Source organism: Paraburkholderia sp. BCC1885, assembly GCF_900996235.1.
GTDB lineage: Bacteria > Pseudomonadota > Gammaproteobacteria > Burkholderiales > Burkholderiaceae > Paraburkholderia.
Map to the genome: position 1 here is coordinate 41077 of NZ_CAAJGM010000044.1, position 24938 is coordinate 66014.

Annotated in this window: 24 protein-coding genes, 1 tRNA gene and 1 pseudogene; 14 read left to right on the top strand and 12 right to left on the bottom strand. The window is 62.1% G+C overall.

The genetic code is table 11. The annotated features are described in order from the left end of the window. The first annotated feature begins 80 nt into the window (after positions 1–80). The 5 genes from prfA (at position 81) to FQ755_RS03430 (ending at position 4143) form a co-directional block, all read left to right on the top strand. On the top strand, positions 81–1163 hold the full coding sequence (gene prfA / locus FQ755_RS03410; protein ID WP_144151010.1) for a peptide chain release factor 1: 1083 nt from the start codon (positions 81–83) through the stop codon (positions 1161–1163). 56 nt (positions 1164–1219) lie between these two features. Beyond that, positions 1220–2065: a peptide chain release factor N(5)-glutamine methyltransferase gene (gene prmC / locus FQ755_RS03415; RefSeq protein ID WP_144151013.1), complete on the top strand. Its 846-nt coding sequence runs from the start codon at positions 1220–1222 to the stop codon at positions 2063–2065. Between the two features lie 85 nt (positions 2066–2150). Further along, positions 2151–2462 (top strand): Grx4 family monothiol glutaredoxin, encoded by a 312-nt coding sequence (gene grxD, locus FQ755_RS03420; protein ID WP_144151015.1) that lies wholly within the window; start codon positions 2151–2153, stop codon positions 2460–2462. 42 nt (positions 2463–2504) lie between these two features. Then, the gene (locus tag FQ755_RS03425; RefSeq protein ID WP_144151017.1) at positions 2505–3107 is read left to right on the top strand and encodes a UbiX family flavin prenyltransferase; all 603 of its coding nucleotides are present in this window, start codon (positions 2505–2507) and stop codon (positions 3105–3107) included. A 250-nt stretch (positions 3108–3357) separates the two neighbouring features. After that, on the top strand, positions 3358–4143 hold the full coding sequence (locus tag FQ755_RS03430; RefSeq protein WP_144151019.1) for a DODA-type extradiol aromatic ring-opening family dioxygenase: 786 nt from the start codon (positions 3358–3360) through the stop codon (positions 4141–4143). Positions 4144–4376: 233 nt separating this feature from the next. On the opposite strand, the gene FQ755_RS03435 is transcribed toward FQ755_RS03430, so the two are convergent. Continuing rightward, positions 4377–5972, bottom strand: a complete 1596-nt coding sequence (locus FQ755_RS03435) for an APC family permease (protein ID WP_144151021.1) — start codon at positions 5970–5972, stop codon at positions 4377–4379. A 561-nt stretch (positions 5973–6533) separates the two neighbouring features. On the opposite strand from FQ755_RS03435, the gene FQ755_RS03440 reads away from it, so the two are divergent. Next, positions 6534–6737, top strand: a complete 204-nt coding sequence (locus FQ755_RS03440; protein WP_007180251.1) for a cold-shock protein — start codon at positions 6534–6536, stop codon at positions 6735–6737. A 120-nt stretch (positions 6738–6857) separates the two neighbouring features. Here the strand turns inward: FQ755_RS03440 and FQ755_RS03445 are convergent, their stop codons facing one another. Then, positions 6858–8114, bottom strand: coding sequence for an Hsp70 family protein (locus tag FQ755_RS03445; protein ID WP_144151023.1), 1257 nt, complete (start codon positions 8112–8114; stop codon positions 6858–6860). Between the two features lie 226 nt (positions 8115–8340). On the opposite strand from FQ755_RS03445, the gene FQ755_RS03450 reads away from it, so the two are divergent. Next, positions 8341–9813, top strand: a complete 1473-nt coding sequence (locus FQ755_RS03450; protein ID WP_144151025.1) for an MFS transporter — start codon at positions 8341–8343, stop codon at positions 9811–9813. A 156-nt stretch (positions 9814–9969) separates the two neighbouring features. Here the strand turns inward: FQ755_RS03450 and FQ755_RS03455 are convergent, their stop codons facing one another. Both FQ755_RS03455 and FQ755_RS03460 read right to left on the bottom strand, forming a co-directional pair. Further along, the gene (locus FQ755_RS03455; RefSeq protein ID WP_144151027.1) at positions 9970–10563 is read right to left on the bottom strand and encodes a nitroreductase family protein; all 594 of its coding nucleotides are present in this window, start codon (positions 10561–10563) and stop codon (positions 9970–9972) included. Between the two features lie 183 nt (positions 10564–10746). After that, positions 10747–12030 carry an MFS transporter gene (locus FQ755_RS03460; protein WP_144151029.1) on the bottom strand — a complete coding sequence of 428 codons (1284 nt, stop codon included), beginning with the start codon at positions 12028–12030 and terminating at the stop codon, positions 10747–10749. Between the two features lie 162 nt (positions 12031–12192). Here FQ755_RS03460 and FQ755_RS03465 point away from each other — a divergent pair, with 162 nt between their 5' ends. Then, positions 12193–12885, top strand: coding sequence for a TetR/AcrR family transcriptional regulator (locus FQ755_RS03465; RefSeq protein WP_144151031.1), 693 nt, complete (start codon positions 12193–12195; stop codon positions 12883–12885). A 66-nt stretch (positions 12886–12951) separates the two neighbouring features. Beyond that, positions 12952–13518, top strand: a complete 567-nt coding sequence (locus tag FQ755_RS03470; RefSeq protein ID WP_144151223.1) for a DUF1415 domain-containing protein — start codon at positions 12952–12954, stop codon at positions 13516–13518. A gap of 11 nt (positions 13519–13529) precedes the next feature. Here FQ755_RS03470 and FQ755_RS03475 read toward each other — a convergent pair whose 3' ends face one another. Next, complete coding sequence (locus tag FQ755_RS03475; RefSeq protein WP_144151032.1) at positions 13530–14360, bottom strand: class I SAM-dependent methyltransferase; 831 nt, start codon at positions 14358–14360, stop codon at positions 13530–13532. Positions 14361–14431: 71 nt separating this feature from the next. Continuing rightward, positions 14432–14569 (bottom strand): hypothetical protein, encoded by a 138-nt coding sequence (locus FQ755_RS37130; RefSeq protein ID WP_186308406.1) that lies wholly within the window; start codon positions 14567–14569, stop codon positions 14432–14434. Between the two features lie 179 nt (positions 14570–14748). Here FQ755_RS37130 and FQ755_RS03480 point away from each other — a divergent pair, with 179 nt between their 5' ends. The 3 genes from FQ755_RS03480 to FQ755_RS03490 all read left to right on the top strand — a co-directional run bounded on the left by FQ755_RS03480 (position 14749) and on the right by FQ755_RS03490 (position 18217). Continuing rightward, entirely contained in the window at positions 14749–15069 is a 321-nt protein-coding gene (locus tag FQ755_RS03480) for a DNA-binding protein (RefSeq protein ID WP_144151034.1), read from the top strand. 330 nt (positions 15070–15399) lie between these two features. Next, positions 15400–16686, top strand: coding sequence for an MFS transporter (locus tag FQ755_RS03485; RefSeq protein ID WP_144151036.1), 1287 nt, complete (start codon positions 15400–15402; stop codon positions 16684–16686). 232 nt (positions 16687–16918) lie between these two features. Then, positions 16919–18217, top strand: coding sequence for a TIGR03862 family flavoprotein (locus FQ755_RS03490; protein WP_144151038.1), 1299 nt, complete (start codon positions 16919–16921; stop codon positions 18215–18217). 75 nt (positions 18218–18292) lie between these two features. Here FQ755_RS03490 and FQ755_RS03495 read toward each other — a convergent pair whose 3' ends face one another. Then, entirely contained in the window at positions 18293–19441 is a 1149-nt protein-coding gene (locus FQ755_RS03495; RefSeq protein WP_144151040.1) for a methyltransferase, read from the bottom strand. A gap of 128 nt (positions 19442–19569) precedes the next feature. Between FQ755_RS03495 and FQ755_RS03500 the strand changes: the two genes are divergently transcribed. Both FQ755_RS03500 and FQ755_RS37945 read left to right on the top strand, forming a co-directional pair. Further along, positions 19570–19645: transfer RNA gene (locus tag FQ755_RS03500), tRNA-Thr, on the top strand. Positions 19646–19904: 259 nt separating this feature from the next. Next, positions 19905–20078, top strand: a pseudogene (locus tag FQ755_RS37945) (DUF488 family protein); the annotation flags it as partial. A gap of 79 nt (positions 20079–20157) precedes the next feature. On the opposite strand, the gene FQ755_RS37950 reads toward FQ755_RS37945, so the two are convergent. The 5 genes from FQ755_RS37950 to FQ755_RS03530 form a co-directional block, all read right to left on the bottom strand. Then, positions 20158–20919, bottom strand: coding sequence for an ABC transporter permease (locus FQ755_RS37950; RefSeq protein WP_144151044.1), 762 nt, complete (start codon positions 20917–20919; stop codon positions 20158–20160). Continuing rightward, complete coding sequence (locus FQ755_RS03515; RefSeq protein ID WP_186308407.1) at positions 20916–21776, bottom strand: ABC transporter permease; 861 nt, start codon at positions 21774–21776, stop codon at positions 20916–20918. Before FQ755_RS03515 ends, FQ755_RS37950 begins: the two co-directional genes overlap by 4 nt. Continuing rightward, positions 21773–22594, bottom strand: coding sequence for an ABC transporter ATP-binding protein (locus tag FQ755_RS03520; RefSeq protein WP_144151048.1), 822 nt, complete (start codon positions 22592–22594; stop codon positions 21773–21775). The genes FQ755_RS03515 and FQ755_RS03520 overlap by 4 nt, the downstream gene beginning before the upstream one ends. A 77-nt stretch (positions 22595–22671) precedes the next feature. Continuing rightward, positions 22672–23685 carry an ABC transporter substrate-binding protein gene (locus tag FQ755_RS03525; RefSeq protein WP_144151050.1) on the bottom strand — a complete coding sequence of 338 codons (1014 nt, stop codon included), beginning with the start codon at positions 23683–23685 and terminating at the stop codon, positions 22672–22674. Between the two features lie 335 nt (positions 23686–24020). Further along, positions 24021–24881 carry an IclR family transcriptional regulator gene (locus tag FQ755_RS03530; RefSeq protein ID WP_260858287.1) on the bottom strand — a complete coding sequence of 287 codons (861 nt, stop codon included), beginning with the start codon at positions 24879–24881 and terminating at the stop codon, positions 24021–24023. Between the last annotated feature and the right edge of the window lie 57 nt (positions 24882–24938).

Below are 24938 nucleotides of genomic sequence, written 5' to 3' on the forward strand. Positions count from 1 at the left end.
CGGCCCGCCGCTTCTCTTCAGGGCTCACGCCCGCTTCCCCAGTTACGCCGTCCTTTCCGGAGCCCGCTCCGAACCGTCCGATGAAAACGAGCATGCAAAGCAAGCTCGACCAGCTCACCACCCGGCTGGCCGAACTGAACGACCTGTTGAGCCGCGAGGACATCACCTCGAATCTCGACCAATACCGCAAGCTGACGCGCGAGCACGCCGAACTCGGCCCGGTGGTCGAGCATTACGGGCTGTGGCGCCAGGCCAGCAACGACGCGAGCACGGCGCAGGAACTGCTGGCCGACGCGTCGATGCGCGATTTCGCCGAAGAGGAAATCCGCGCGGCCCGCGAGCGGATGGAAAAGCTCGGCGCCGAACTGCAGAAAATGCTGCTGCCGAAAGACCCCAACGACGACCGCAACATCTTCCTCGAAATCCGCGCCGGGACGGGCGGCGACGAATCGGCGCTATTTGCCGGCGATCTGCTGCGGATGTATCTGCGTTTCGCCGAGCGCAACCGTTGGCAGATCGAAATGATGTCGGCGAGCGAATCGGATCTGGGCGGCTACAAGGAAGTGATCGTGCGGATCGCGGGCGAGGCGGCGTATTCGAAGCTCAAGTTCGAATCCGGCGGCCATCGGGTGCAGCGCGTGCCGGCCACTGAAACCCAGGGCCGCATCCACACGTCCGCGTGCACGGTCGCGGTGATGCCGGAAGCGGATGAAATCGGCGAAGTCGAAATCAATCCGGCCGACCTGCGCATCGACACGTTCCGCGCGTCCGGCGCGGGCGGCCAGCACATCAACAAGACCGATTCGGCGGTGCGGGTGACGCACTTGCCCACCGGCATCGTCGTCGAATGCCAGGACGACCGCTCGCAGCACAAGAACAAGGACCGCGCGCTGAAGGTGCTCGCCGCGCGCATCAAGGACAAGCAGTATCACGAGCAGCACGCCAAGGAAGCCGCGACCCGCAAGAGCCTGATCGGCTCGGGCGACCGCTCGGAGCGCATCCGCACCTATAACTTCCCGCAGGGACGGCTGACCGATCACCGTATCAACCTGACGCTGTACCGGCTCGAATCGATCATGGACGGCGATCTCGACGAACTGATCGCCGCGCTGGTAAGCGAGCATCAGGCCGAGTTGCTGGCCTCGCTCGGCGACGCGGATTAAGCGGCGCGCCCACTTTTTCGCCGCCTACTTCCGCACCTCAGCCGCCCCAAGCCACCATGGACAACGCCGCCGCCCTGTTGCGCGCCTCCGACTTGCCGCCGCTCGAAGCGCGCATCCTGCTCGGGTACGTGCTCGGCTGGCGACGCACCGAGCTGATCACGCGCAGCGACGAGCCGCTCGACGCCGCGCGCGTGGCCCGCTATCGGGCATTGGAGACTCGCCGTCTGGCCGGCGAACCGGTCGCTCAATTGGTCGGCGCGCGCGAATTTTTCGGACTCGATTTCGAAGTCACGCCGGACGTGCTGATTCCGCGCCCCGAAACCGAATTGCTGGTGGAAACCGCGCTGGCCGAACTGGAAGGCATCGCGCGGCCGCGCGTGCTCGATCTCGGCACGGGCACCGGCGCGATTGCGGTCGCGCTGGCGTCGATGAGGCCTGACGCGCGGCTCTGGGCCGTCGACCGCTCGCCCGAAGCACTGGAGGTTGCCGCCCGCAACGGCGCCCGGCTGCTCGATCGGGCGCGCCACGGCGGGCCGCTGCAACTGGCGCGCGGCGACTGGTACGACGCGCTCGACCCCGCGCTGCGCTTTGACGTAATCGTCAGCAATCCGCCGTATATCGCCAGTGGCGACCCGCATCTGTCCGAGGGCGATCTGCGTTTCGAGCCACGCGGCGCCCTGACCGACGAAGCCGATGGCTTCGGCGCCATCCGCATCATCATTGCCGGCGCGCCCGCGCGCTTCGCGGAGCGCGGCGGCGTGCTCTGGCTCGAACACGGCTACGACCAGGCCGCGGCGGTGCGCGCGCTACTCGAAGCGGCGGGTTTTGCCGCGGTGCATTCGGAGCGCGATCTGGCCGGCATCGAACGCATCAGCGGCGGCAGGTGGCAGGCGCACGCGTAAGCCCGGCGCGCCGTCGGCTTGTGCGGACGAAATCCGCTATCATTTGATCTATCTCCACCTTATTTCCGGAACCGCAAGGTCAGTCATGGATACGCAACAACGCATCAAGCAAATCGTCGACGAAAACGATGTCGTCCTCTTCATGAAGGGCACGTCGCAATTTCCGATGTGCGGCTTTTCGGGCCGCGCCATCCAGATCCTGAAGGCATGCGGCGTCGACGCGCCGAAGACCGTCAACGTCCTCGAAGACGACGAAGTCCGCCAGGGCATCAAGACCTTCTCGAGCTGGCCGACCATTCCGCAGCTTTACGTGAAGGGCGAGTTCATCGGCGGCTCGGACATCATGATGGAGATGTATCAGAACGGTGAACTGCAGCAATTGTTCGCTGCGGCCTGATCGTTCAGCACGTCCAGTAGACTGAATCGGGTGCCGCCAGCCATGGAAACACGCGCTGCGGCGCCACGCCGGCTGATCGTCGCGATCACCGGCGCCACCGGCGCCATCTACGGCGTGCGGCTGCTCGAAACGCTGCGCAGGCTGGGCGGCGTGGAAACGCACCTGCTGATCTCCAGCGCCGGCTGGCTTAATATCCAGCACGAACTCCAGCTCAGCAAGGAAGACCTGCACGCACGCGCGGATGTCGTCTATTCGGTGCGCGATGTGGGCGCGAGCATCGCGTCCGGCTCGTTTTCGACTGACGGCATGATCGTCGCGCCGTGTTCCATGAAGACCCTGGCGAGCGTCGCCCACGGCCTCTCGGACAACCTCATCACCCGCGCCGCCGACGTCACGCTCAAGGAGCGTCGGCGCCTCGTGCTGATGGTGCGCGAAACGCCCTTCAACCTCGCGCATCTGCGCAATATGACGGCCGTCACCGAAATGGGCGGCATCATCTTCCCGCCACTGCCCGCCTTCTACAACCAGCCGGCCTCGATCGACGAGATGGTGGACCACACCGTTGCGCGCGTGCTCGATCTGTTCGCGCTGGGTCCGGCGCTGGCACCCGCGTGGCCGGGGCTGCGGGACGCGTCGGCTGAATAAGCGGCATTAAGCATGCATCAAGCGGCCGAATCCGCGGGCTGGTCCGCAGCGGAACGAACCTCCGGACCGGCGTTCCAATTCGCTGCCAATTAGCTACCACTCCGCCGCCGCATCACGCCCTGTGGCATCCATCGATTAACAACACCGGCGAGACAATCAAATCTGTTTTCAGCCGTTTATCAAACCGTGGTACGCCCGTATATTGGTAGCAACCTAACTGATCGCCGCACCCGTTGCGGACCTCGCTGCCATGACCCGCTTGCCGACGCTTTTCCTGTCTCACGGCGCTCCGACGCTGCCGATCGACCCGTCCATGCCGCGCGCCGAATTCGCGGCGCTCTCCGGGCATGTGCCGCGCCCTGAGGCGATTCTGATGCTGTCGGCCCATTGGGAGACGGCTCATCCGCTGGCGAGCACCGCCACGGAGCCGGAGACGATCCACGATTTCTACGGCTTTCCACGCCAGTTGTACGAGATCCGGTATCCGGCGCCCGGCGCACCGGAGGTCGCCCGGCGCGCCGCCGCGCTGCTCAACGAGAACGGGCTCCCGGCCGAGACGGAGGCGCATGGTCTCGATCACGGCGCCTGGGTGCCCATGCTGCTGATGTTCCCGCATGCGGACGTACCGGTGGCGCAGTTGTCGATCCAGCCGCACATGGACGCCGCGCATCACTTTCGGCTCGGCCGCGCGCTGCGGGCGCTGAAGGATGATGGCGTGATGGTGATCGGCTCCGGCCAGATCACTCACAATCTGCGCGCCGCCGATTTTTCCGCCCGGCCGGCAGACGCCGACCCGCGCGTCGCCGAATTCACCGACTGGTTCGAAGCGAGGCTGGCCGCGCACGATATCGACGCCCTGCTCGACTATCGCCGTCAGGCGCCGCACGCAGCGTTGATGCATCCGACCGACGAGCATCTGTTGCCGGTATTCGCCGCGCTCGGCGCAGCGGACGACGACTACACGCTCGGCATCCAGTCGCTCGGGACGTATCAAAAGGCGCTGGCCATGACGAACTATGTATTCGGCACCGCCTGAGCCGGCACCGCTTGAGTGAAACGGAACGAATAAGCACGCCTAAACGCTTAAACGGCCAGACCGGAAGAGCCGACCGCCTCAACCCGGCAGCACCACAGCACAACGAAAAAAGCCCGCCTGAATCGAATCAGGCGGGCTTTTTTATGTCCGGGAGCAGAACGGCAATCGCGTCGTCGTGCGTCCGGGCAGCGGTTCAGCAGGCGCTAGCGCCTGCTGAACCGGTTAATAGCCGCTCAATGCGCGCCCATTCCTTCAAGCACTTCGTCGTGAACATCGCGCTCTTCGAGGTAGTCGCTGCGGTAGCCGGAATGCACGCCCCAGTAATAGAACACCAGCGCGATGATCGCCACGACCAGCATGTCCCAGCCATACGGCAGAACATCACGGCCACCGAACTGCTTGCTGCCGATCACCGACAGAATCGCCATCACCGGCAGGTAGGCCACCAGCCACCACGCGGCCTTCATATCGCGCTTGTAGCCGCTGAAGCCGGACTTCGCCTGGAAGTAGAAATACACCGGCAGCGCGACGATCATCAGCAGGATGATTTCGCCCGTCAGCGGCCACTTGGCCCAATACAGCACCAGCGACGCACACACGAACGCGAACGGCGCAATGATCTGCATGCCGGGAATGTGCAGCGGACGCTCCAGATCGGTGGCCGCGCGGCGCAGCGCCATCAGGCTGATCGGGCCCGTCAGGTAGGAAATCACCGTCGCCACCGAAATCACGGCCGCCAGCGAGCTCCAGCCGCGGAAGAAGAACAGGAAAATGAACGACACCAGCAGGTTGAACCACATCGCCTGACGCGGCACGCCGTAGATCGGGTGCACATTACCGAACATCTTCGGCATGGTGTTGTTGCGCTCCATGGCGTAGATCATGCGGCTCGTCGTCGCCATGTAGGTCGTGCCCGTACCGCTCGGGCTCACGAACGCGTCGACATACAGCAGGAACGCCAGCCAGTTCAGGTTCAGGGCGAGCGCCAGTTCGGCGAACGGCGACGCGAAGCTGAAGTGGCTCCAGCCTTTCATCACATCAGCCGGATTCGCCGCGCCAATATAGGCAATCTGCAGCAGCACGTAGATCACGAGCGCCAGCAGGATCGAGCCGATCACCGCGAACGGCACGCTTTTCGCCGGGTTACGCGCTTCGCCGGCCAGGTTGATCGGGCTTTGGAAACCATTGAACGCGAACACGATACCGCTCGTCGCCACCGCCGTGAACACCGCCGACCAGCCATACGGTGCGAAGGTGCTGGCCTCGCCGAAGTTCTCGTGATGGAAACCCGTGAACATCAGGCCGGCAATCGTCGCCGCGGGAATCACAAACTTGAAGACCGTGATTGCCGAATTGGCGCGCGCGAACAGCTTCACGCCCCAGAAATTCAGCATGAAATAGATAATCACGAGGATCGCCGAGAGTAATAACCCATTAGTGGTTAATGACCCATTGACGAACAATGCATGCGCCCATGGATACGGCCAGGTACTCATGTATTGAATCGACGCTTCAGCTTCAATTGGAATCACCGAGACAATGGCAATCCAGTTGGCCCATGCGCTGATAAAGCCGACCAGCGCGCCATGCGAATAGCGCGCATAGCGCACCATGCCGCCCGACTCGGGAAACATGGCGCCAAGTTCCGCATAGGTGAGCGCGATCGCGAGAATCACCACTGCGCCAATGACCCAGGCGCAAATGGCGGCGGGGCCAGCAATTTTTGCCGCTTTCCACGCGCCAAACAGCCAGCCTGATCCGATGATCGAACCCAAGCCGGTAAGCAGCAGCGCGAGCGGGCCGATGTTCCGTTGAATAGAACTTTTCACGTCTTCTCCTAGGTGGGCCGAAAGGGGTGCGCGAGCGCCCTGCTTCGGTCCCTTGCAGTTTATCTGCAGTCGACCCAAATCGGCGCGCGGCGCGCCACTCGGGTCCCATGCCAGGCAACTTACGCCGATGCCGGATAAGTTGCGTCAGAAACATGGCCGCACCGCGGCATTGCTTGTGACGCTGGAGACGGGGTGACGGCCATGGTGGGCGAGGGCTGATACCGGAATCAGGTGCAACCCAAGCGCGGCGCGTAGTTTAACGGTTGCACCGCCGGATTGCAGCGCGGCCTAGGGTTATCCCTAGCAAGAAATTAACAGGCCGGCAAGCGCCGCGAGCCTGCCTTACGCCTGACCCTTAAAACCTTGTAAAGATGTGCGGATACTGTTGACCTTCTCCCGAAATCGCCGTATAACGTTCGGGCAGGATTTCAAGCGGCGAGTGAATTGGTCTTTCGTAGTTCGCCCATCAACGGTACTCCGGTTGGTCCCATTACCCCCTTCCTTGATTTTCATGCACCCTCTGGGCTTCGGCCTTATTTACCATCTTTAGGAACAAGTAATATGGAAACCGGTACCGTCAAGTGGTTCAATGACGCAAAGGGCTTTGGCTTCATCACTCCCGACGGCGGCGGCGAAGATCTGTTCGCGCATTTCTCGGAAATCCGCACGGAAGGCTTCAAGACGCTGCAAGAAAACCAAAAGGTTACGTTTGAAGTGAAGACGGGCCCGAAGGGCAAGCAAGCAGCTAACATCAAGCCGGTGTAAGCGCGCGCTTCCTTCTGGACGCGAAGAAGAAACCCCGCCTCGCCGCGGGGTTTTTTTATGCCCGGCCGTCATGCGGCCTTTATGTCTGGCCGCGTTATGCCTGACCGTTTTACCTGAAGATTACGCCTGACCGAATATCCGCCGCGCGTGAATGCCCAAACCCGTGGCCACGCTGGCGAGCCGATCGCCGAATACTGGCCGGGCGTCCGGAAACGCGGCGGACAGCGCGCCGGATAGAAATGCCAGTCCCGTCGAGCCGCCCGTGAAGTAAATCGCGCCTACGTCGCGCGGCGCGACGCCGGCGGCCTGTACCGTGTCGCGGGCCGCCTGCACGATGCGCAGCGTCTCGTCGTGGCCCGCCTTGATCAGTTGCGCTTCGTCGAAAGCAAGCCGCAGATCCTCTTCCACCAGCTCCAGATCGATGATGGTCTCGCCGCCCGCCGCGACGCCGATCTTTGCCTCTTCGGCGTGCGCGGCCAGCGCGTGGCCCAGGCGGCGGTCGACCACCCGCATCAGGCGGTCGTGGTGCCGCGTCTGCGTGAACAGATGGCGCATCAGCACCAGTTCGCTGACCCGCTTGGGCGCGTAGACCGTATTGATCAGATGCCACGTGGCGAGGTCGAAATAGATCCGGTTCGGAATCTCGCGCCCTTCCGGATCCAGTGTCTGATAGCCCAGCTCGCGCAGGATGGTGACGAGTTCGACGCGGCGGTCGAAATCCGTGCCGGCCACGTGCACTCCGTGATGCGCCAGCACGTCGTCCTTGCGCTCGACGCGTTTGACGCGCTCCGGCCCGACCCGCACCAGCGAGAAGTCCGAGGTGCCGCCGCCGATGTCGGCCACCAGCACCAGCCCCTCTTGCGTCAGATGCGACTCATAGTCGAACGCCGCCGCAATCGGCTCGTACTGGAAGTGGATTTCCTTCAGGCCCACCGAGCGCGCAGCCGCCTCGAGCTGCTGCTGCGCGAGCTGATCGGCGCGCGGGTCGTCGTCGACGAAGAACACCGGGCGGCCCAGCACCGCGCGGCTGATCGACGCGCCGGCGCTGGCTTCGGCCGAGCGCTTCAGATGCTCGACGAAAATCGCGATCACGTCGGTGTACTTGATGGCCGAGCCGTCGCCGAGATCGGTCGAGTTTTCCGCCAGCGGCGAGCCGAGAATGCTTTTCATCGAACGCATCAGGCGGCCGTCGAAGCCGTCGATATACGCTTCGAGCGCGGCGCGGCCGTAGTCGCGGCTGTTCTCGTCGGTGTTGAAAAAGACGGCGGTGGGCAGCGTCGTGTAGGCACCCTCGACCGGCGCAAGCCGCAACGCGGCGCCGTCAGGCACGGCGACCGCCGAATTCGAGGTGCCGAAGTCAATCGCGCAATAGGTCATGGCAGGAAATCGCCGCTCACGGCTGGCGCGGACAAGAAGGGGACGGGCTTTGTATCACGAAAGCGCGAAGGGCATCAACCAAGATATCCGCGCATAGGTGTGCCGGTTCAGGGGAACAAAAATTGCTCATCCGCACAGGATACGCTATTCAAATTTCTCAACTGTTTTACATAGGACCGGAAGGCGCCGCGGCGTCGACTTCGGCCGACTGAGGAGACCCGCCCCGATGAGCGAATCGCCCACCGCAGCGGTACAGGAAACGCCCAGCGCCGTGATCGAAACCGACCTGCCGTCGCGGCTCGACCGCCTGCCGTGGGGCCGGTTTCATTCGCTGATTGTGGTGGCGCTTGGCGTCACCTGGCTGCTCGACGGCCTCGAAGTCACGCTGGCCGGCGCGGTGGCGAGCGCCCTGAAAGCCAGCCCGACGCTGCACTTCACCAACAGCGAAGTCGGCCTGACCGGCAGCGCCTATATCCTGGGCGCGGTGCTCGGCGCGCTCGGCTTCGGCTGGCTCACCGACCGTCTCGGGCGGCGCAAATTGTTCTTCATCACGCTGACGCTTTATCTGGCGGCCACCGCCGCCACGGCACTGTCGTGGAATCTGGCGAGCTTCCTGCTGTTTCGCTTCCTGACGGGCGCCGGGATCGGCGGCGAGTACACCGCCATCAACTCGACGATCCAGGAGTTCACGCCGGCCCGCGTGCGCGGCTGGACCGACCTGGGCATCAACGGCACGTTCTGGATCGGCGCGGCAATCGGCGCGACCGGCTCGCTGGTGTTGCTCGATCCGCATCTGCTGCCAAGCGACTGGGGCTGGCGCGGCTGCTTCTTCATCGGCGCGGCGCTCGCGCTGGCCATCCTGCCGATGCGCGCCTGGGTCCCCGAAAGCCCGCGCTGGCTGCTGACCCACGGCGAGGCGCGCGAAGCCACCCAGATCGTCGAGCATATCGAGGCGCGCTTTCGCGACGCCGGACATCCGCCGACCGATGAGCCGCTCGCCCGTCTCCGTCTGCGAACCCGCGACCACACGCCGCTGCGCGAAGTCTTCCATGCCATCTTCACGGTGCATCGACGACGCGCGCTGGTCGGGCTGTCGTTGATGACCGCGCAGGCGTTCTTCTACAACGCGATCTTTTTCACCTACGCGCTGGTGCTGACGGACTTCTATCACGTGCCCGGCGATCATATCGGCTGGTATCTGCTGCCGTTCGCACTCGGCAATTTCCTCGGGCCGCTGCTGCTTGGGCGTCTATTCGACGTGATCGGCCGGCGCAAGATGATCGCGGCTACCTACGCAATCTCCGGCGTCCTGCTCACCGTCAGCGGCTATCTGTTCGAACAGAATCTGCTCACTGTCACCACCCAGACCGCTGCGTGGATGGTGATCTTCTTCTTCGCCTCGGCGGCCGCCAGCTCGGCCTATCTGACGGTGAGCGAATCGTTTCCGCTGGAAATTCGCGCACTTGCGATTGCCGTGTTTTACGCCTTCGGCACCGCGCTCGGCGGCATCGCCGGACCGGCATTCTTCGGACGACTGATCGATACGCACCAACGCAGCGCGGTCTTCACCGGCTATCTGGTCGGCTCGGCGCTGATGGTCGGCGCGGCGGTGGTGGCCGCGATCTGGGGCGTCGACGCGGAGCGCAAATCGCTCGAAAACGTCGCGGCGCCGCTGTCCGCCGTAGCTGACGGAGAGTGAATAAAAAACGCGCGGCCAAGGTGAACTGACCGCGCGTATCTTTTACTCCGGAAGGTGATGCTGACCTCTGGCCGCCCAACCGTCTACGCGAGCGGCGTAGGGCCACCGGCGCGGCAGAGGGCCATACGCCACCGCAGGCGGGTCATGCCCAAGCCATCAAAACGGTTTCTTCCACACGCCGCTATACGCGATCTCGCCGAGCGGGAAACGCGTGCGCACCGACTTTTCGCGCTCGCGCAGCACCGGGTCGAGCTTCTCGACTTCGCCGAAGTGGCCAAGCGAAATCATCGTGATCACTTCGACGTCGTCCGGGATGGTGAAGGCCTTGCGGAATGCGGGAACGTCGAAGCCGCTCATCTGGTGCGCGGCGAGGCCCAGTGCATGGGCTTGCAGCACCAGCGAAAAAGCGGCGGCGCCCGCATCGTAAGGCGCGCAACGGTTCACTTCGCCCTTGTTGGTCAGCGTGTGCGTGGCGACGGCGATCAGCACCGGCGCCGGCGCATTCCAGCCCTGATTGAACGGCACCAGCGTGGCGAAGGCGCGCTTGAATGAGACTTCGTCGGTACTGCGATCGAACACCATGAAACGCCACGGCTGCGAGTTGTACGACGAAGGCGCCCAGCGGGCCGCTTCCAGAACCGAATGCAGATGCTCGCGACTCACCGGCTCGCTCGAATACGCGCGCGGGCTCCAGCGGCCTGCAATCAGTTCGTGAATGGGAACTGCGGTTGGGGCGGGTTTGTTGGTCATGCGCTTCTCTCGGTCGAAATTCATGATCGACGGGCGAGTGCCCGGGGCCACATAGCATAACCGGGCTTCGCTACGTGTGCTTCAGAAGCCGCGTATAAAGCGCATCCGGAATGCCCACGGCGGCGGCGTCGATGCCGCCCCCAAATGCGTCTGCCGTCCGCCCGACACGCCGGCAGCGCGCGCTTAAACCGGCTGCGGCGCGGCCGTCCGTTCGCCGCGATTGATACGCAGCACGATCACCGACGCGACGAGGCACAAGCCGCCCGAAATCATCGACGCCACCGTGTAGGTGCCGAGGCTCGCGCGCAGCATGCCCGCGCCGAGCGCCGCGAAGGCCGCGCCGAGCTGATGCCCCGCCACCACCCAGCCGAACACCACCGGGGCGGCTTCCTTGCCGTAGACATCGGTGGCGAGACGGACCGTGGGCGGCACGGTGGCGATCCAGTCGAGGCCGTAGAACACCGCGAAAAGCGGCAGGCCGAAGAAGTCGATGCCGAACGCGTGCGGCAAATACATCAGCGACAGGCCGCGCAGTCCGTAGTACCAGAACAGCAGCACCCGGCTGTTGTAGCGGTCCGAGAGCCAGCCGGACAGCGTCGTGCCGAACAGATCGAAGATGCCCATGGCCGCCAGCAGCGACGCGCCCTGCACTTCGGAGAGGCCATAGTCGCCGCACATGGCGATCAGGTGGGTGCCGACGTAGCCGTTCGTGCTCGCCCCGCAAATGAAGAAGCTGAAAAACAGCAGCCAGAAATCGCGCGTCTTGCTGGCCATGGCGAGGGTGCCGAAGGCGATCGCGAGTGGATTCTGCTTTGTGAGGTTGCGGCTGATGGGCGCGTCGGCCGGTTCGCCGAATGGACGCAGCGTCAGGTCGGCGGGACGCTCGGGCAGCAGGAACGCCACCAGCGGCAATACGATTGCGGCCGCGCCCGCCACCACCCAGACCACCTGGCGCCAGCCGTGATGCTCGGCAATCGCCGCGAGCAGCGGCAGGAAAACGAGCTGACCGGTGGCGGAACTGGCGGTGAGAATGCCCATTACCAGCCCGCGATGCGTCGTGAACCAGCGATTCACCACCGTCGCCGACAACGACAACGCCGCCACCCCGGTCGAGCCGCCGACCATCACGCCCCAGATCAGGATCATCTGCCACGGATGTGTCATCAGCGACGACAGCGCCACGCCGGCCGCCATCGTGCCGAGCGCGATCAGCACGGTGGGACGCACGCCGAAACGCTGCATCGCCGCCGCCGCGAACGGCCCCATCAGGCCGTATAGCGCGATGTTCACCGAGATGGCCAGCGAGATGGTCGCCCGGCTCCAGCCGAACTGATGTTCGAGCGGCACCATCATCACACTGGGCGTGGCGCGCGTTCCGGCGGCCGCCGGCAATACCAGAAACACCACCGCCACGGTCAGCCAGCCGTAGTGAAAGCGCCCGCCAATCATTCTCGCTGCCCAGTTCATCGGATCTCCAGTTGGCGCGACATCTCTCGGACGCCGCCGCCGCGCCTGTTTGTTACTGCTTTCGTAAAGGACTTGTGACAGATCAGTCACAATGGTGTTGCGATGCTAGTTACCGCTCGGTAACATGTCAAGTCATCAGCTACAAACCGTGGGGCCATCACCATGTCAGAGCACGCAACCGCCGCGCCGGCCAAGGCGGCTCGCCGCGGCCGCTCGCAGATCACCGGGCCGCAGGCGCAGGAGCAGCTTCTGCGGGCCGCGGGCGAGTTATTTTACGAGGAAGGGGTGCGGGTGGTGGGAGTCGACGCCGTCGTCGAGCGGGCGGGCGTCAACAAGATGAGCCTGTACCGCCAGTTTTCGTCGAAGGACGATCTGGTGCTGGCTTACCTGGCGCGCAAGGACAGCAACTTCTTCGGCTACGTCGAAAAGAGCTTTGCCAAACATCCCGGCCAGCCGGCCAGACAGCTTGTACAGTATTTCGAAGACCTCGCCGGGCGCGCGTCGGACGAGGGCTATCGCGGGTGTCCGTTCATGAATGTGGCGGTCGAATTTCCGGATACATCCCATGCGGCGCGGCGTTTCGTCACCGACAACAAGACGCGCCTGATGGCGCGTCTCACCGAGCTCACCACCGCAGCCGGCGCCGCCGATCCGGCGGCACTGGCCGATGCACTCGGCCTGCTGATCGAGGGGGTGTACGCGGCAAGCCAGACCTACGGCCCGGGCTGCGGGCCGGTTCGGGCCGCGCCTCGCGTGGCGGCGCAGTTGATTGCGGCGGCGTGTCCTGCGACCGAAGCTGAGACTGAAACTGAAGCCGAAGCCGAAGCCAGGACCGGCGCCAACGGCATCTCTTAAACCGAGGCATGAGCGGCTCCCCCCTCTGCCGCCGGTAAAATGGCGTTTTCAGCATCCTGCCCCGCCATGCCGCCGTCCGCCGAATCCCACGCCGCCATTCTTGCCGCCACCCGCCACTGGCTGACCCGCGCGGTCATTGGTCTGAACCTCTGCCCGTTCGCCAAGGCCGTGCACGTGAAGAACCAGATCCGCTATGCGGTCAGCGAAGCGACGGATCTGGAAGGTGTCCTGATGGATCTCGAAACCGAATTACAGACGCTGGCGCAAGCCGGTCCCGCCGAACTGGACACCACGCTGCTGATCCTGCCGCACGCGCTCGCCGAATTCACCGAATACAACGATTGCCTGTTTTTCGCCGAGCGGATGCTCAGGCAATTGCGCCTGGAAGGCGAACTGCAAATTGCGAGCTTTCACCCGCAATATCAGTTCGAAGGCACGGAAGCGGACGATATCGAGAACTACACGAATCGGGCCCCGTATCCGATCCTGCATTTGCTGCGCGAAGCGAGTATCGAGCGCGCCGTGGACGCGTTTCCCGACGCCGCCGAGATTTACGAACGCAATCAGGAAACGCTGCGCCGGCTGGGGTTGGCCGGCTGGGAAAAGTGGATGAGCGAGGCGGCTGAGGAATAAGCGGCTACGTCTCAAGCCTCGACAAAAAACCGCTCGCGCAACTCCGCGAGGCCGAGCGTCTCCATCACCTCGTTGAGCCGCTCGGCGGGACGGCGGCGCGGCAAGTCCTTGTACTGGGCGATGATGAGCTCGTTTTTCATCGAATGCTCCCAGCCCACCAGCTCGGTCACGCTGACCTGATAGCCGTGCGCCTCGAGTTGCAAACAGCGCAAGACATTGGTGATCTGGCTGCCGAATTCGCGTGTATGCAACGGATGACGCCAGATTTCCGTCAACGCATTGCCGAGCGACTTGCTCTTGTTCTGACGCAGCACGCCGGCTACCTCGGCCTGACAGCACGGCACCACCACGATGTACTTCGCATGTTTCTCCAGCGCGAAGCGGATCGCGTCGTCGGTGGCGGTATTGCACGCGTGCAGCGCGGTGACGATATCGATATTGGCCGGTAAGCGGTCCGAAGTGATCGAATCCGCCACCGACAAATTCAGAAACGACATCCCCTTGAAGCCGAGCCGCGCCGCCAGCGCCTCGGAACTCGCCACCAGTTCTTCGCGCGTCTCGATACCGTAGATGTGCGAATTATCCTGTTGCTCCTTGAAAAACAGGTCATACAGGATAAAACCAAGATACGACTTGCCCGCGCCGTGATCGACGAGGGTCAGTTCACCTGAGGTTTCCTTCAGATCTTTCAGCAGCGGCTCGATGAACTGGAACAGGTGATAGACCTGCTTCAGCTTGCGACGGCTGTCCTGATTCATTTTGCCGTCGCGCGTCAGGATGTGCAGTTCCTTAAGCAGTTCGACGGATTGATTGGGGCGAATTTCGTGAGTTTTGCTGGACATCGTGCCGACCGCCATCGATTGCACGGCGAACGTGCGACAGGTGACGGAAAAAGAGGAAAGTTGCTGCCAGTTTACCCAAAGCGCGGCACACCCACCGATTGCTTGCCGCCGACGATGCGCAAATTGCGTTTTTCCTGGAACACTTCCTGCTCTGAAAAGGGTGCGGAACGAGGCAAAAACAGACGTGAAATGCGCAGCGAGCGACGCATGCAGCCCAGCCCTACGGCAGGCGGCATGAAGAACAAAGACACGCGGCCGGTTCCGTCAGCTCGTTCTGGCGAACTGCATGCGTGTGGGGAGGTCGGACCGGAACACCGGCCCGAACGTTACGTAACCTGCAGTGCGCCGCGATCATAACGGAAGCGCGCTCGGAAAAGATGAGGCGGCAATGGATACGATACCCAACGGCAACGCCGAACAGAAGTTCCAGGAACTGTTGACCAAGTTGACGGCGACCCCTGCCTGGACAGAAAAGCAGCAGATCGAACTGGAAATGGCGCGCGACATCTCCGTGGAGATGCTGCGCCTCGCCGAACTGATGCGCGACGGCAGCGTGGATCTGGAAACCTGTCTGATCATGCTGAAATACGCAAAAGTTCTCGATTTCGTGATGACGACGCTGGCGTCACGGCGCGATATCAAGCCGCAGACGCTGCGGGTGATCTTCAAGCTCGCCGGACTCAAGGTCGACGAGGAATATCCGGGCTGAGCGCGCAGGCCCGGAAGCCTGACAGGTCAGAAAGATCCAGCCGCACGGCCGCGCGCATCGTAGCGCGCGGCGCTTTCAATGGCGCCTTCAATGGTTTACCCGCAGTCATCTCCCTGCAAATAGCTCCCTTCCGCCCGCAATCCGGCTTGACCGTGATGGCGGCGCCCTCCTATCATCGGCAACGGGTCTGGCCGATATAAGCATGCACATAAGGCAATCTCGCCGGTAGAGCGGGACGCACAGGACAGACACCCATACCCCCACCCGCCCGGCATCGCCGCAGCGGATCGCGGCGTCCACACGGATGCCGCTCACGGAGGAGACGTCGTCATGCGAAAAATGCGTTGGGTCGTAATTTTTCTGTGCTTTCTGGCCATTGCAGTCAACTACGTCGACCGGGCCAATCTGGCCGTCGCCGCGCCGCAGATCGAAAAAGCACTCGGCATCGGCCCCGCGCAAATGGGCCTCATCCTGAGCGGCTTTTTCTGGACCTATGCCTTCATGCAGATGCCGTTCGGCTGGTTCGTCGACCGGGTGGGCGCGCGTATCGCGCTGCCTCTGGCAGTCGGCTGGTGGTCGTTGTTCACCGCCGCAACGTCGGTGGCGGGCAGCGTCGGCGCGATGTTCGGCTGCCGCCTGATGCTCGGCATCGGCGAGGCGGGCGCTTATCCGTCCTGCGCGAAACTGGTCGCGCAATGGTTCAGGCCGGCGCAGCGCGCGATTGCCACCAGCATCTTCGATAGCGGTTCGCGGGTCGGCTCGGCGCTGTCGATTCCGGTGGTCGCGCTGATCATCAGCGCGGCGGGCTGGAAGGCGTCGTTTGTCATCACCGGTCTGCTCGGCGTGGTGTGGATCGTCGGCTGGCTCGCGATCTACCGCAGCCCCGCGCACGGCGACATGACCGGCCCCGAGGACGTCGCGCCGCAGCGCCAAACCCGCTCCGGCGAGCCGCGCGCGACATGGGCTTCGCTGTTCCGTCACCGCACGCTGTGGGGCATGATGCTCGGCTTCTTCTGCCTGAACTTCGTGATCTACTTCTTCATCACCTGGTTTCCGAGTTATCTCGTGCAAACGCGTGGCTTCTCGCTCAAGTCGCTCGGCACGCTCGGGATGATTCCGGCGCTGATGTCGATTCCCGGCGGCTGGGTAGGCGGTCTCGTCTCCGACGCGCTGTACCGGCACGGCTGGAGCCTGACCGCGTCGCGCAAGACCTGCATGGTGGGCGGCATGCTGATGTCGTCGGTGATCACCTTGTCCGCATTCACCTCGGACATGTATCTGATGCTGGCGTTTTTCGGCATCTCCTACGGCAGCCTCGCGTTCGCCGCCGCGAGCATCTGGTCGCTGCCCGCCGACGTCGCGCCCACGCCCGATCACGTGGCGTCGATCAGCGGCATCCAGAACTTCGCGTCGAATCTGGCGGGGATCGTCATTACCACTTTTACGGGGGTGATGGTCGCGCTGACCAAGGGGTCGTTCACGATTCCGCTGGTGGTTGCCGGCGGGTTCTGCTTTCTCGGGGCGTTCAGCTATCTCCTGATCGTCGGCAAGATCGAGCCTTTGCCGGCCAAGCCGGGACGAAGCCATGAGGGCGACGCGGCGCATTCGGTGGTTTGACTGGATGCGTGGGTGCGGGCTTGGCTAGGGACGTGACTGCGGGCGCTTGACGTTGATCCACCGGTTTGCTCCGGCGGCTCGCCCCGGCGGTTTGACTAAAGGTTTGATCCAGCGGTTTACCGCCGGCCCGCGCGCGGTGTGACAATAGCGGGCTTTGCGTCGCCAGCCGTGTCGAGCTAGCCGCGCCGCCGCTTTTTCACGCTTTTGTCTCCGTCACCGCGCCCTCATCCGCATGCATACGCCACCCAACTCGTTCGATTCCGCCTGCGTCGCCGTCATCGGCGGCGGCCCTGCCGGACTGATGGCCGCCGAGGCGCTGGCCCAGGGCGGCGTGCGGGTCGACGTGTACGACGCCATGCCGTCGGTCGGACGCAAATTTCTGATGGCGGGCAAAGGTGGCATGAACATCACGCACTCGGAGCCGCCCGAGCCGTTTCTCGCCCGTTACGGCGCGAGACAGCCGCAGATCGCGCCGCTACTCGATGCATTCGGCCCGGACGCCCTGCGCGCATGGCTCACGGAGCTCGGCGTCGAAACCTTCGTGGGCAGTTCAGGCCGTGTATTCCCCACCGACATGAAAGCGGCGCCAATGCTGCGCGCCTGGCTGCATCGTCTGAAAGCGGCGGGCGTGCGGTTTCACATGCGGCATAAGTGGATAGGCTGGAGCACGTCCGACGCCGCCGCGCCTGACGCGCTTGACGCCCCTCCCGCACTCCGCTTCATGACGCCAACCGGCGAGCAGGACGTGCGCGCCGACGCCGTCGTGTTCGCGCTCGGTGGCGCGAGCTGGCCGCGCCTCGGCTCGGACGCCGCGTGGGTTGCGCTGATGAGCGAACGCGGCGTAGCGGTCGAGCCGCTGCGTCCGTCGAACTGCGGCTTCGACGCGAACTGGAGCGAGTATTTCCGCGCGCGCTTTGCCGGACAGCCGGTGAAACCGGTCGCCATCACGCTGTCCGGCATCGACGGTGGCGTGCAGCATCGGCAAGGCGAGTTCGTCGTCACCGAGACGGGCATCGAAGGAAGTCTGGTGTACGCGCTCTCGGCGCCGATCCGCGAACGGCTACAGGCCGAAGGCGGCGACGGCGAGGTGACGATCACCCTCGATCTGCTGCCCGGACTGAGCGAGCAGCGCGTGCTGGACGAAGTCACGCGGCCGCGCGGCTCCCGGTCGATGTCGAGTCATCTGCAAGGGCGTATCGGCCTCGCCGGCGTCAAGCTCGGCTTGCTGCACGAGGTGTTGTCGAAAGAGGAATTTGCCGACACGACGCGCCTCGCCCACACGATCAAGGCGCTGCCGCTCAAGCTCGTGCGTCCACGGCCGATTGAAGAGGCCATCAGCAGCGCGGGCGGCGTGCCGTTCGAAGCGCTGGATTCGCGTTTGATGATCGCGCGTCTGCCGGGCGTGTTTTGCGCCGGCGAGATGCTCGACTGGGAAGCGCCGACCGGCGGCTATCTGCTGACAGCCTGCTTTGCGAGCGGACGGGCGGCGGGACGCGGGGCGCTGGATTATCTGGCGGGGCTGAAAGGCTGAGAAGGCTGAAAGGGCCGATCCAATCCAGGCTGAAAGATTGATTCAGACCCACTGCGCCTCTTAAAAATCAGCGTCCTATCGCGCCTTCAACCGCCACAACGACGTCACCTCGGCCACCCGCGCCGCATGCAGCGGATCGCTCTCATCCGTCGACTTCGGATGGCGCGGTTTGATATCTTCCCGGCCGACGACGGTAAGCCCCGCCTTCTCGATAGCCGCCAGCAAAAACTCGCGGCTGCGCAGACCGAGATGCTCGGCGAAGTCCGACAGAATCAGCCAGCCCTCGCCACCGGGCGAGAGATGGTCCGCGAGGCCATCCAGGAAGCCGAGCAGCATACGGCTGTCCATATCGTAGATGGCGTACTCGATCGGCGAGGCGGGCCGCGCCGGCAACCACGGCGGATTGCAGACCACGAGCGGCGCTCGGCCTTCGGGGAACAGATCGGCCTCGATCACGTCGACCTGCTGCGCGTAGCCGAGCCGCGCCAGATTCTCGCGCGCACAGGCGAGCGCGCGCGGGTCCTGATCCGTGGCGACGATCTTCTTCACGCCGCGTTTGGCCAGCAAGGCGGCGAGCACGCCCGTACCGGTGCCGATATCGAACGCCTTGTTCAGCGACGGCAACGGCGTGCGCGCCACCAGATCCACGTATTCGCCCCGCACCGGCGAAAACACCCCGTAGTGCGGATGAATCCGCTCGCCGAGCGTGGGAATCTCGACGCCCTTCTTACGCCATTCATGCGCGCCGATCAGACCGAGCAGCTCACGCAACGACACCACCGACGGCTCGTCTGTCGGCGGCCCGTAGGTTTCCGTGCAGGCCTGCGCCACTTCCGGCGCGCGACGCAGCGGGATGGCGTAGGCGGCGTCGAGCGGAATCAGGATCATGCCCAGCGTGCGCGCCCGCTGCGACTGCGTCTGCCGATGAAAATTGAAGGCGTCGATCAGCGTCTCGGCCTGCTTGCGCGGCTTGCGCTCGACACGGCGCGTGACCGCCTGCAAAAGCTGACGGGCATTCTGGAAATCGCCTTGCCACAGGAGCGCCGTGCCTTCGCAGGCGAGACGGTAGGCGGTGTCGGCGGTGGTGCGATCATCGGCCACGACGACGCGTTTGGGCGGCGGCACGGCCGCTTCCGAGCGCCAGCGGGCGGTACGCGGGCCGTCTGCTTCAGGCCACGTAATGGTGGGAGGTTGCGTAGGATGCTGCGAGGGGTGTTGGTTCATTGAGCAAGGTGGGGGATCCGATATGACAGGGATATCGAATAGACCTGTATGGTAACGGATGGGACTGCGGGTGTCGCTCGCCGGGTAGCCGTTCGCTTCGTCTTGGCTTATAATGGCGCGCTGCTTTCGCCCCCTTAGCTCATTTGGTAGAGCACTTGACTTGTAATCATGAGGTGGTCTGTTCGAATCAGACAGGGGGCACCAAACAATTCAAGCACTTAGCCCGGCCTACATGGCTGGGCTTTTTGCTTTCTGGGGTTCGTGTAGGCGCGGTGTAGGCATTTTGAGTCAGCATCAATCCATATCGATCAATCCCGCCCTTTGGGAAGAAATGATGCTGTCACACGCGTGGCTCCAAAAACACACGAGTCAGCCGAGAAGTGGATCAGCATCAGATCAGCTACGCTGTCACCGCGCCAACCACTCGATTCCTGCACACACAACCGCGTTGAGAGGTTCGCCGATGACTGTTTTCGCCATAGGCTACGAAGATCTGAATATCGACACGTTTGTGTCGATGCTCGCCGAGTACAACATCGGGACCGTCGTGGACATCCGTGAGCTACCCGTCTCGCGCAAGCGTGGTTTCTCAAAGACAGCTCTGGCTGGCAGGCTCAATCCATCGGGCCTCGAATATGTCCACATGGCCAAACGGCGATGCAAATTACTGCGTAGGGTGGGTCAGGATTCCGTGCAAATCAACAACCAGACGCTCTTCAGCGTCGCCCCCTCTCCCAGTACACGCAGACGTGCCGCGCCCAAACGAGCAATCGGTCTAACAGAAAACCGCACAGACCAACCATTAGCAAGCCAGCATAGACATTTTGATATTGAAAGCGCGTACTGAAAATAGTCACGTAATAACCCAATCCACTACTGTCGCCGATCATCTCAGTTACCACCACCACCGTAATCGCAACAGGCAGTGCGATTCGAATGCCCGCGAAAATGGATGGTAATGCCGCAGGGAAGATGACCCGACGGAGCAATTGTGCGGGCGAAGCTCCGAGGTTTCTGCCCGTCCACAGCCAACGCTCCTGGATCCCTCGCATACCCACGTATGTGGTAATGACGATGGGATACAGCGCCTCCAGAAAGGTAAACGCTATTTTTGACGGCGTTCCAATACCAAAGATAAAGGTGAAAACCGGGAACAATGCAATCTTCGGAACGGGATAACCGGCAAAGAACGTGGGCTCGAGTAACCTCGAACACCACTTCGATCGGACCATTACAGTCGCTAATGGAACGCCCACTAGTAGCGCAAGCATAAATCCCGCAAGAGCACGTCCCATCGTGATCATCGCGGCATGTAACAGGACTCCATTAATCATGTCGTGCACAAATGCGTCTGCGATCTTCAGAAGACTCGGCACCAGTTGCGAAACGACAATCCCCGTACTCACGCACAGTTGCCATATCACGAACAGCAGTGGCAACGAATACCATTTTCCTACCATCGACATTGTACGGTTCATGGCCGTTGTAGCTCCAATGTGCCGACCGTTTGACCACGCAACACTCTCGCACGTACCAGCAGCAAAATTCGATCTGAAATGAAGCCGAGCACCGCAAAAGCGACGATGCCGGCTAACATCAGATCATAGCGAGCGGCATTTTCTCCCTGCTCAATGAGCCATCCCAAGCCCGACTGAGCGCTGATCAACTCCGAAGCAAATAGCATCACGAACGTCATCGACAAACCAATTCGAAGACCAACGAACACCTGCGGTGCCGTTGCAGGAAGGATCACGCGAAAAAATATCGTGACGCGTGATGCACCCATGTTTTGCGCCGACCAGACGTAGTTTGGGTTAATCGATGCAACGGCGTCGCGAGAAGCCAGAAACGAGGGGAAAAACACGGAAAGCGCTACGATTGCAATCATAAGGCCATGACCAAGCCCTAATAGCAGCAGAAAAACCGGCAAAAAAGCGATCTTGGGAATTGGATTAAAAAACGCCACAACGGGATCGAAAAAATTCCGAACCGGCTTCCAAAGCCCCGCTGCCAATCCTATTAGCACGCCGTCAACGGATCCAAGCGCGAATCCGACAAACCCACGGTAGAGACTCGCCGCGACTGCCGTGGCCAGTTCACCATCCCGAATAATCTCGTCGAATGCAAGAAATACGGCCAACGGCGAACTCAGATACTCGGGCAGATAGCCCAGCGAGGCAGTCAACTGCCACAAAATCACCACGCCGATGGGCAAAAGCGCGCCCTGCAGGGCGTGCACTGAATCGAAGCGCCCCCGACGCACAGTCGACGTATGCTTCGCCCGCGTAACGGCGGTCGCCGCAAGCGGCGTTGAAGCTCTTGAAATGCCCTTCACGCCGATTCCTCCTGGGCCCGGACCTTTAACACTTCCTCCCTCAACAGGTCCCAAACGTGATCACGCGTACGATGGTAAGCGTCGCTCTTGCGGAAATTCGCATCACGTTCCGGCCCAGCGGGCACCTCGACGTCGGCCTTGATACGGCCAGGATGCGCAGCGAACACGAGTACTCGCGTACTCAGGAAAATCGCTTCGTCGAGATCGTGTGTCACGAACATCACCGTCTTTCGGTGCGCCTGCCCCGCGCCTTCACTCGAAAAACGAAGCCACAATTGCAGCAGTTCCTCTTGAAGCAGTTCGCGCATTTGAGCATCCAGGGCTCCGAATGGCTCGTCCATCAACAACATCTCGGGATCGAGCGCCAGCAACCTCGCCAGCGCCACACGCTGCTTCATGCCGCCTGACAGCTGGGCTGGGTAAAAGTCGGCGTAGCGGGTCAAATTCACCGTCTCAAGAATACGTCGCGCACGCTCAATTCGTTCGGACTTCTCAATTTTCTTCATTTCCAGCGGCCAGCAAACATTTTGCAACACGGTGAGCCATGGATATAAAGAGAAGTCCTGAAACATCATGCCCCGCCGCGGAGAGGGCGCATTGATCGGGACGCCATGCATTGTCATGGTGCCCCCGGTGATCGACTCGAAGCCGCCAACCATATGCAGGAAGGTACTCTTCCCGCAACCGGACGGTCCCACAACACTGACGAATTCGCCCGCATTGATATCGAGTGAAAGGCCCTTGATTACACTAGCGCCTCCAGGCGTAAAAGCTTTCTCGAGATCACGGACCTGCAGAACTGGGGATGTGGCGGGCATAGTAGTCTAAAAGCACCGAAAGATAGGTTCACTAATACGTATCGAACTTCAATGAATGGCAGTTGCCAGCTTCACGTTCAGCTTTTACCCGGAGCAGGCAGATACTCATCGTCGACGCGTGTCTTGAGATCGGCCCGCTTCTGTTGAAAACCTGCCTTGACCTGCTCATCCTGCATCATCTCGAGTTCCGCAAGATCCGGACGACAGGTCGGATCCCGGTAATAGTCCGTCATGTGCAAATAAACGTCCGGGGCAACGCGTACAAGCTTGGCGTCGAGAATGTCCTGGCGCGCCTGCTGCATGTGTTGCGCATAATAGGTCGTTGCGCTCACAACATCCGCCATAAAGGCCTTCACAGCATCAGGATGCGCCTTAAGAAAATCGGTACGCGCAACAATGAGCATCAGTTCCTCTTCCTGCGGCACGGCGTCCTTCGAAGAAAATAGCACACGTGCGCCGCCCTGCTTTTGCATCAAGGCGGCGAACGGCTGCGGAAACATACCCGCATCGATCTTGCCGGAACGTAGCGCGTCACCCTGAGCCGCGAAATCCTCCGGGACCAACGTCACGTCGTCCTGGCTCATGCCGTGGTTCTTTAGATAAGCGTCCACCCACAAATTGCCTGATCCGCTGAAACCGTTAATACCGATCGTCTTACCCTTCAAATCCGCAGCCGTCCTGATTGGCGAATCGGCGCGCACCATGAACTGGGTAGCGAAGCCTCGGGCGCTTTCACGCGACAGTGAGCCAATAATCTTGAAATCGAGCCCTTCCGCTGCAGCGAAAATCGCCGCATTGGCGCTGACAGTGGAGACATCCAACGCTCCGGCCGCGAACGCTTGCATACGTTTGTCGGCCCCGGAAAATCGGCTCGGCTGAAGAGAATATTCGTGCCCTTGATGAACCGCTAACGCTGGCTTGGCAATAACGAGCCAGACCGGCTCTTCTACTGCAACGCCATAACCCAAACGGATCTTCACCGGATCGGGCTGGGCGGCCGTACAAACATCCATGGAGGCCAGCAAGATCATTGCAATAAAAACTGCTCCGAATCCACGCAATCTCGCCTTTACATGCATGCCAATTGTCATTTTTCTCACAATAGTCCTTCTCGAAGATTGGGGAGCGGAACGAAGCCATAAAGGCACTCACAAACGATATTTGTTCCATATATGAACTAGCGTTTATTAAGTGGAATAAGGATAAGATGCCAGAATCCCGGTGTCAACTGCGTCAAAACCGGTGTGCACGCATGATCTGTTCTGGCAAAACGGGGAACCGACGTCAACCGAACCGTAAGGAATCGCTCGAGAAAACGTGGACTATTGGACGTGGACTATTGGGTGTCGCTGCGCGGCGCTACAGACGGCAGCAGCTCGCAGGTCGTTGATGGGGCGGCGCAGGACAGAGCAGGTCGCTCGGAGTCTCAGCGTGAAGTAAGAGTGGCACGCTGGGCCAGCCGTACCGTGGGGTCGTCTACGCTCAGGCGATAGCCGAGTCGCACCGATACATCAATCGCTGCGCCACAAACGGCTATCACCAAGGGCTCTCGCTCGGCCAGATTACCCAGGTCAGAGCGCGGTACCGTCGCTGTCACCGTCGCCACGATGCTGCCCGTTTGATCGCGTACCGGCGCCGTAACCACTGAAATCCCTCTTTCGAAGGACGCCTCGCTTACTGCATAACCAAGTACTGCGGCTTCGCGAATGCGTTTGTACAACTCGTCGACCGTCGGCGGCGTCTGATCCGTGAAGCCTTCGAGCTTGCGCTCCGGATACAGTTGACTTAACTCCTCGCGCGTCAGATCACCCAGCAATATCTGACCATGCACGGTTGCATGAGCCGGCAAGCGCGTACCGACATGTACCTTCACCGAACTGAACATGGGCTCACGCGCCTGAGCCTTGGCGACAAATACCACTTCGCGCTGGTCGCGGATCAATAAATGCGTACTCAAGCCCGTTGCATCTCGCAGCCGTTCGAGTACGGGTGTGCCGACTTCAGTCAGTTCCAACGAGTTGAGATATTCGAACCCCAGCCGTAGTACAGCGACACCAAGCTTGAAATGCCGATCGCTAGCTCCTCGCTCGAGAAAGCCGAGCGCCTCCAGGGTTTGCAACAGGCGAAAGGTTGTCGTGCGCGGTATGCCGATGCGTTTGGACAGTTCAGGAGCGCCAAGCTCCGGTTCGCGGGCGGAGAATTCAGACAAAATTCGCAAGCCTCGCTCAAGGCCGGGTACCAGATAAGCAGAGGACGTTTCACCGTCGGAATTCAGGTCAGCGAGCAAGTCTTCATTCCCCTGTCGAACGGGGAAGTTTTCGAGAGCGATGCTGGGCTGATCGGA

Excerpts from the sequence above, each read along its gene's own strand:
- FQ755_RS03495 (WP_144151040.1), bottom strand. The coding sequence starts at position 19,441 with ATGAACCAACACCCCTCGCAGCATCCTACGCAACCTCCCACCATTACG.
- FQ755_RS03430 (WP_144151019.1), top strand. The coding sequence starts at position 3,358 with ATGACCCGCTTGCCGACGCTTTTCCTGTCTCACGGCGCTCCGACGCTG.
- prfA (WP_144151010.1), top strand. The coding sequence starts at position 81 with ATGAAAACGAGCATGCAAAGCAAGCTCGACCAGCTCACCACCCGGCTG.
- grxD (WP_144151015.1), top strand. The coding sequence starts at position 2,151 with ATGGATACGCAACAACGCATCAAGCAAATCGTCGACGAAAACGATGTC.
- FQ755_RS03445 (WP_144151023.1), bottom strand. The coding sequence starts at position 8,114 with ATGACCTATTGCGCGATTGACTTCGGCACCTCGAATTCGGCGGTCGCC.
- FQ755_RS03460 (WP_144151029.1), bottom strand. The coding sequence starts at position 12,030 with ATGAACTGGGCAGCGAGAATGATTGGCGGGCGCTTTCACTACGGCTGG.
- FQ755_RS03455 (WP_144151027.1), bottom strand. The coding sequence starts at position 10,563 with ATGACCAACAAACCCGCCCCAACCGCAGTTCCCATTCACGAACTGATT.
- prmC (WP_144151013.1), top strand. The coding sequence starts at position 1,220 with ATGGACAACGCCGCCGCCCTGTTGCGCGCCTCCGACTTGCCGCCGCTC.
- FQ755_RS03520 (WP_144151048.1), bottom strand. The coding sequence starts at position 22,594 with ATGCCCGCCACATCCCCAGTTCTGCAGGTCCGTGATCTCGAGAAAGCT.
- FQ755_RS03450 (WP_144151025.1), top strand. The coding sequence starts at position 8,341 with ATGAGCGAATCGCCCACCGCAGCGGTACAGGAAACGCCCAGCGCCGTG.
- FQ755_RS03480 (WP_144151034.1), top strand. The coding sequence starts at position 14,749 with ATGGATACGATACCCAACGGCAACGCCGAACAGAAGTTCCAGGAACTG.
- FQ755_RS03440 (WP_007180251.1), top strand. The coding sequence starts at position 6,534 with ATGGAAACCGGTACCGTCAAGTGGTTCAATGACGCAAAGGGCTTTGGC.
- FQ755_RS03475 (WP_144151032.1), bottom strand. The coding sequence starts at position 14,360 with ATGTCCAGCAAAACTCACGAAATTCGCCCCAATCAATCCGTCGAACTG.
- FQ755_RS37950 (WP_144151044.1), bottom strand. The coding sequence starts at position 20,919 with ATGAACCGTACAATGTCGATGGTAGGAAAATGGTATTCGTTGCCACTG.
- FQ755_RS03425 (WP_144151017.1), top strand. The coding sequence starts at position 2,505 with ATGGAAACACGCGCTGCGGCGCCACGCCGGCTGATCGTCGCGATCACC.
- FQ755_RS37130 (WP_186308406.1), bottom strand. The coding sequence starts at position 14,569 with ATGCGTCGCTCGCTGCGCATTTCACGTCTGTTTTTGCCTCGTTCCGCA.
- FQ755_RS03470 (WP_144151223.1), top strand. The coding sequence starts at position 12,952 with ATGCCGCCGTCCGCCGAATCCCACGCCGCCATTCTTGCCGCCACCCGC.
- FQ755_RS03465 (WP_144151031.1), top strand. The coding sequence starts at position 12,193 with ATGTCAGAGCACGCAACCGCCGCGCCGGCCAAGGCGGCTCGCCGCGGC.
- FQ755_RS03485 (WP_144151036.1), top strand. The coding sequence starts at position 15,400 with ATGCGAAAAATGCGTTGGGTCGTAATTTTTCTGTGCTTTCTGGCCATT.
- FQ755_RS03490 (WP_144151038.1), top strand. The coding sequence starts at position 16,919 with ATGCATACGCCACCCAACTCGTTCGATTCCGCCTGCGTCGCCGTCATC.
- FQ755_RS03525 (WP_144151050.1), bottom strand. The coding sequence starts at position 23,685 with ATGACAATTGGCATGCATGTAAAGGCGAGATTGCGTGGATTCGGAGCA.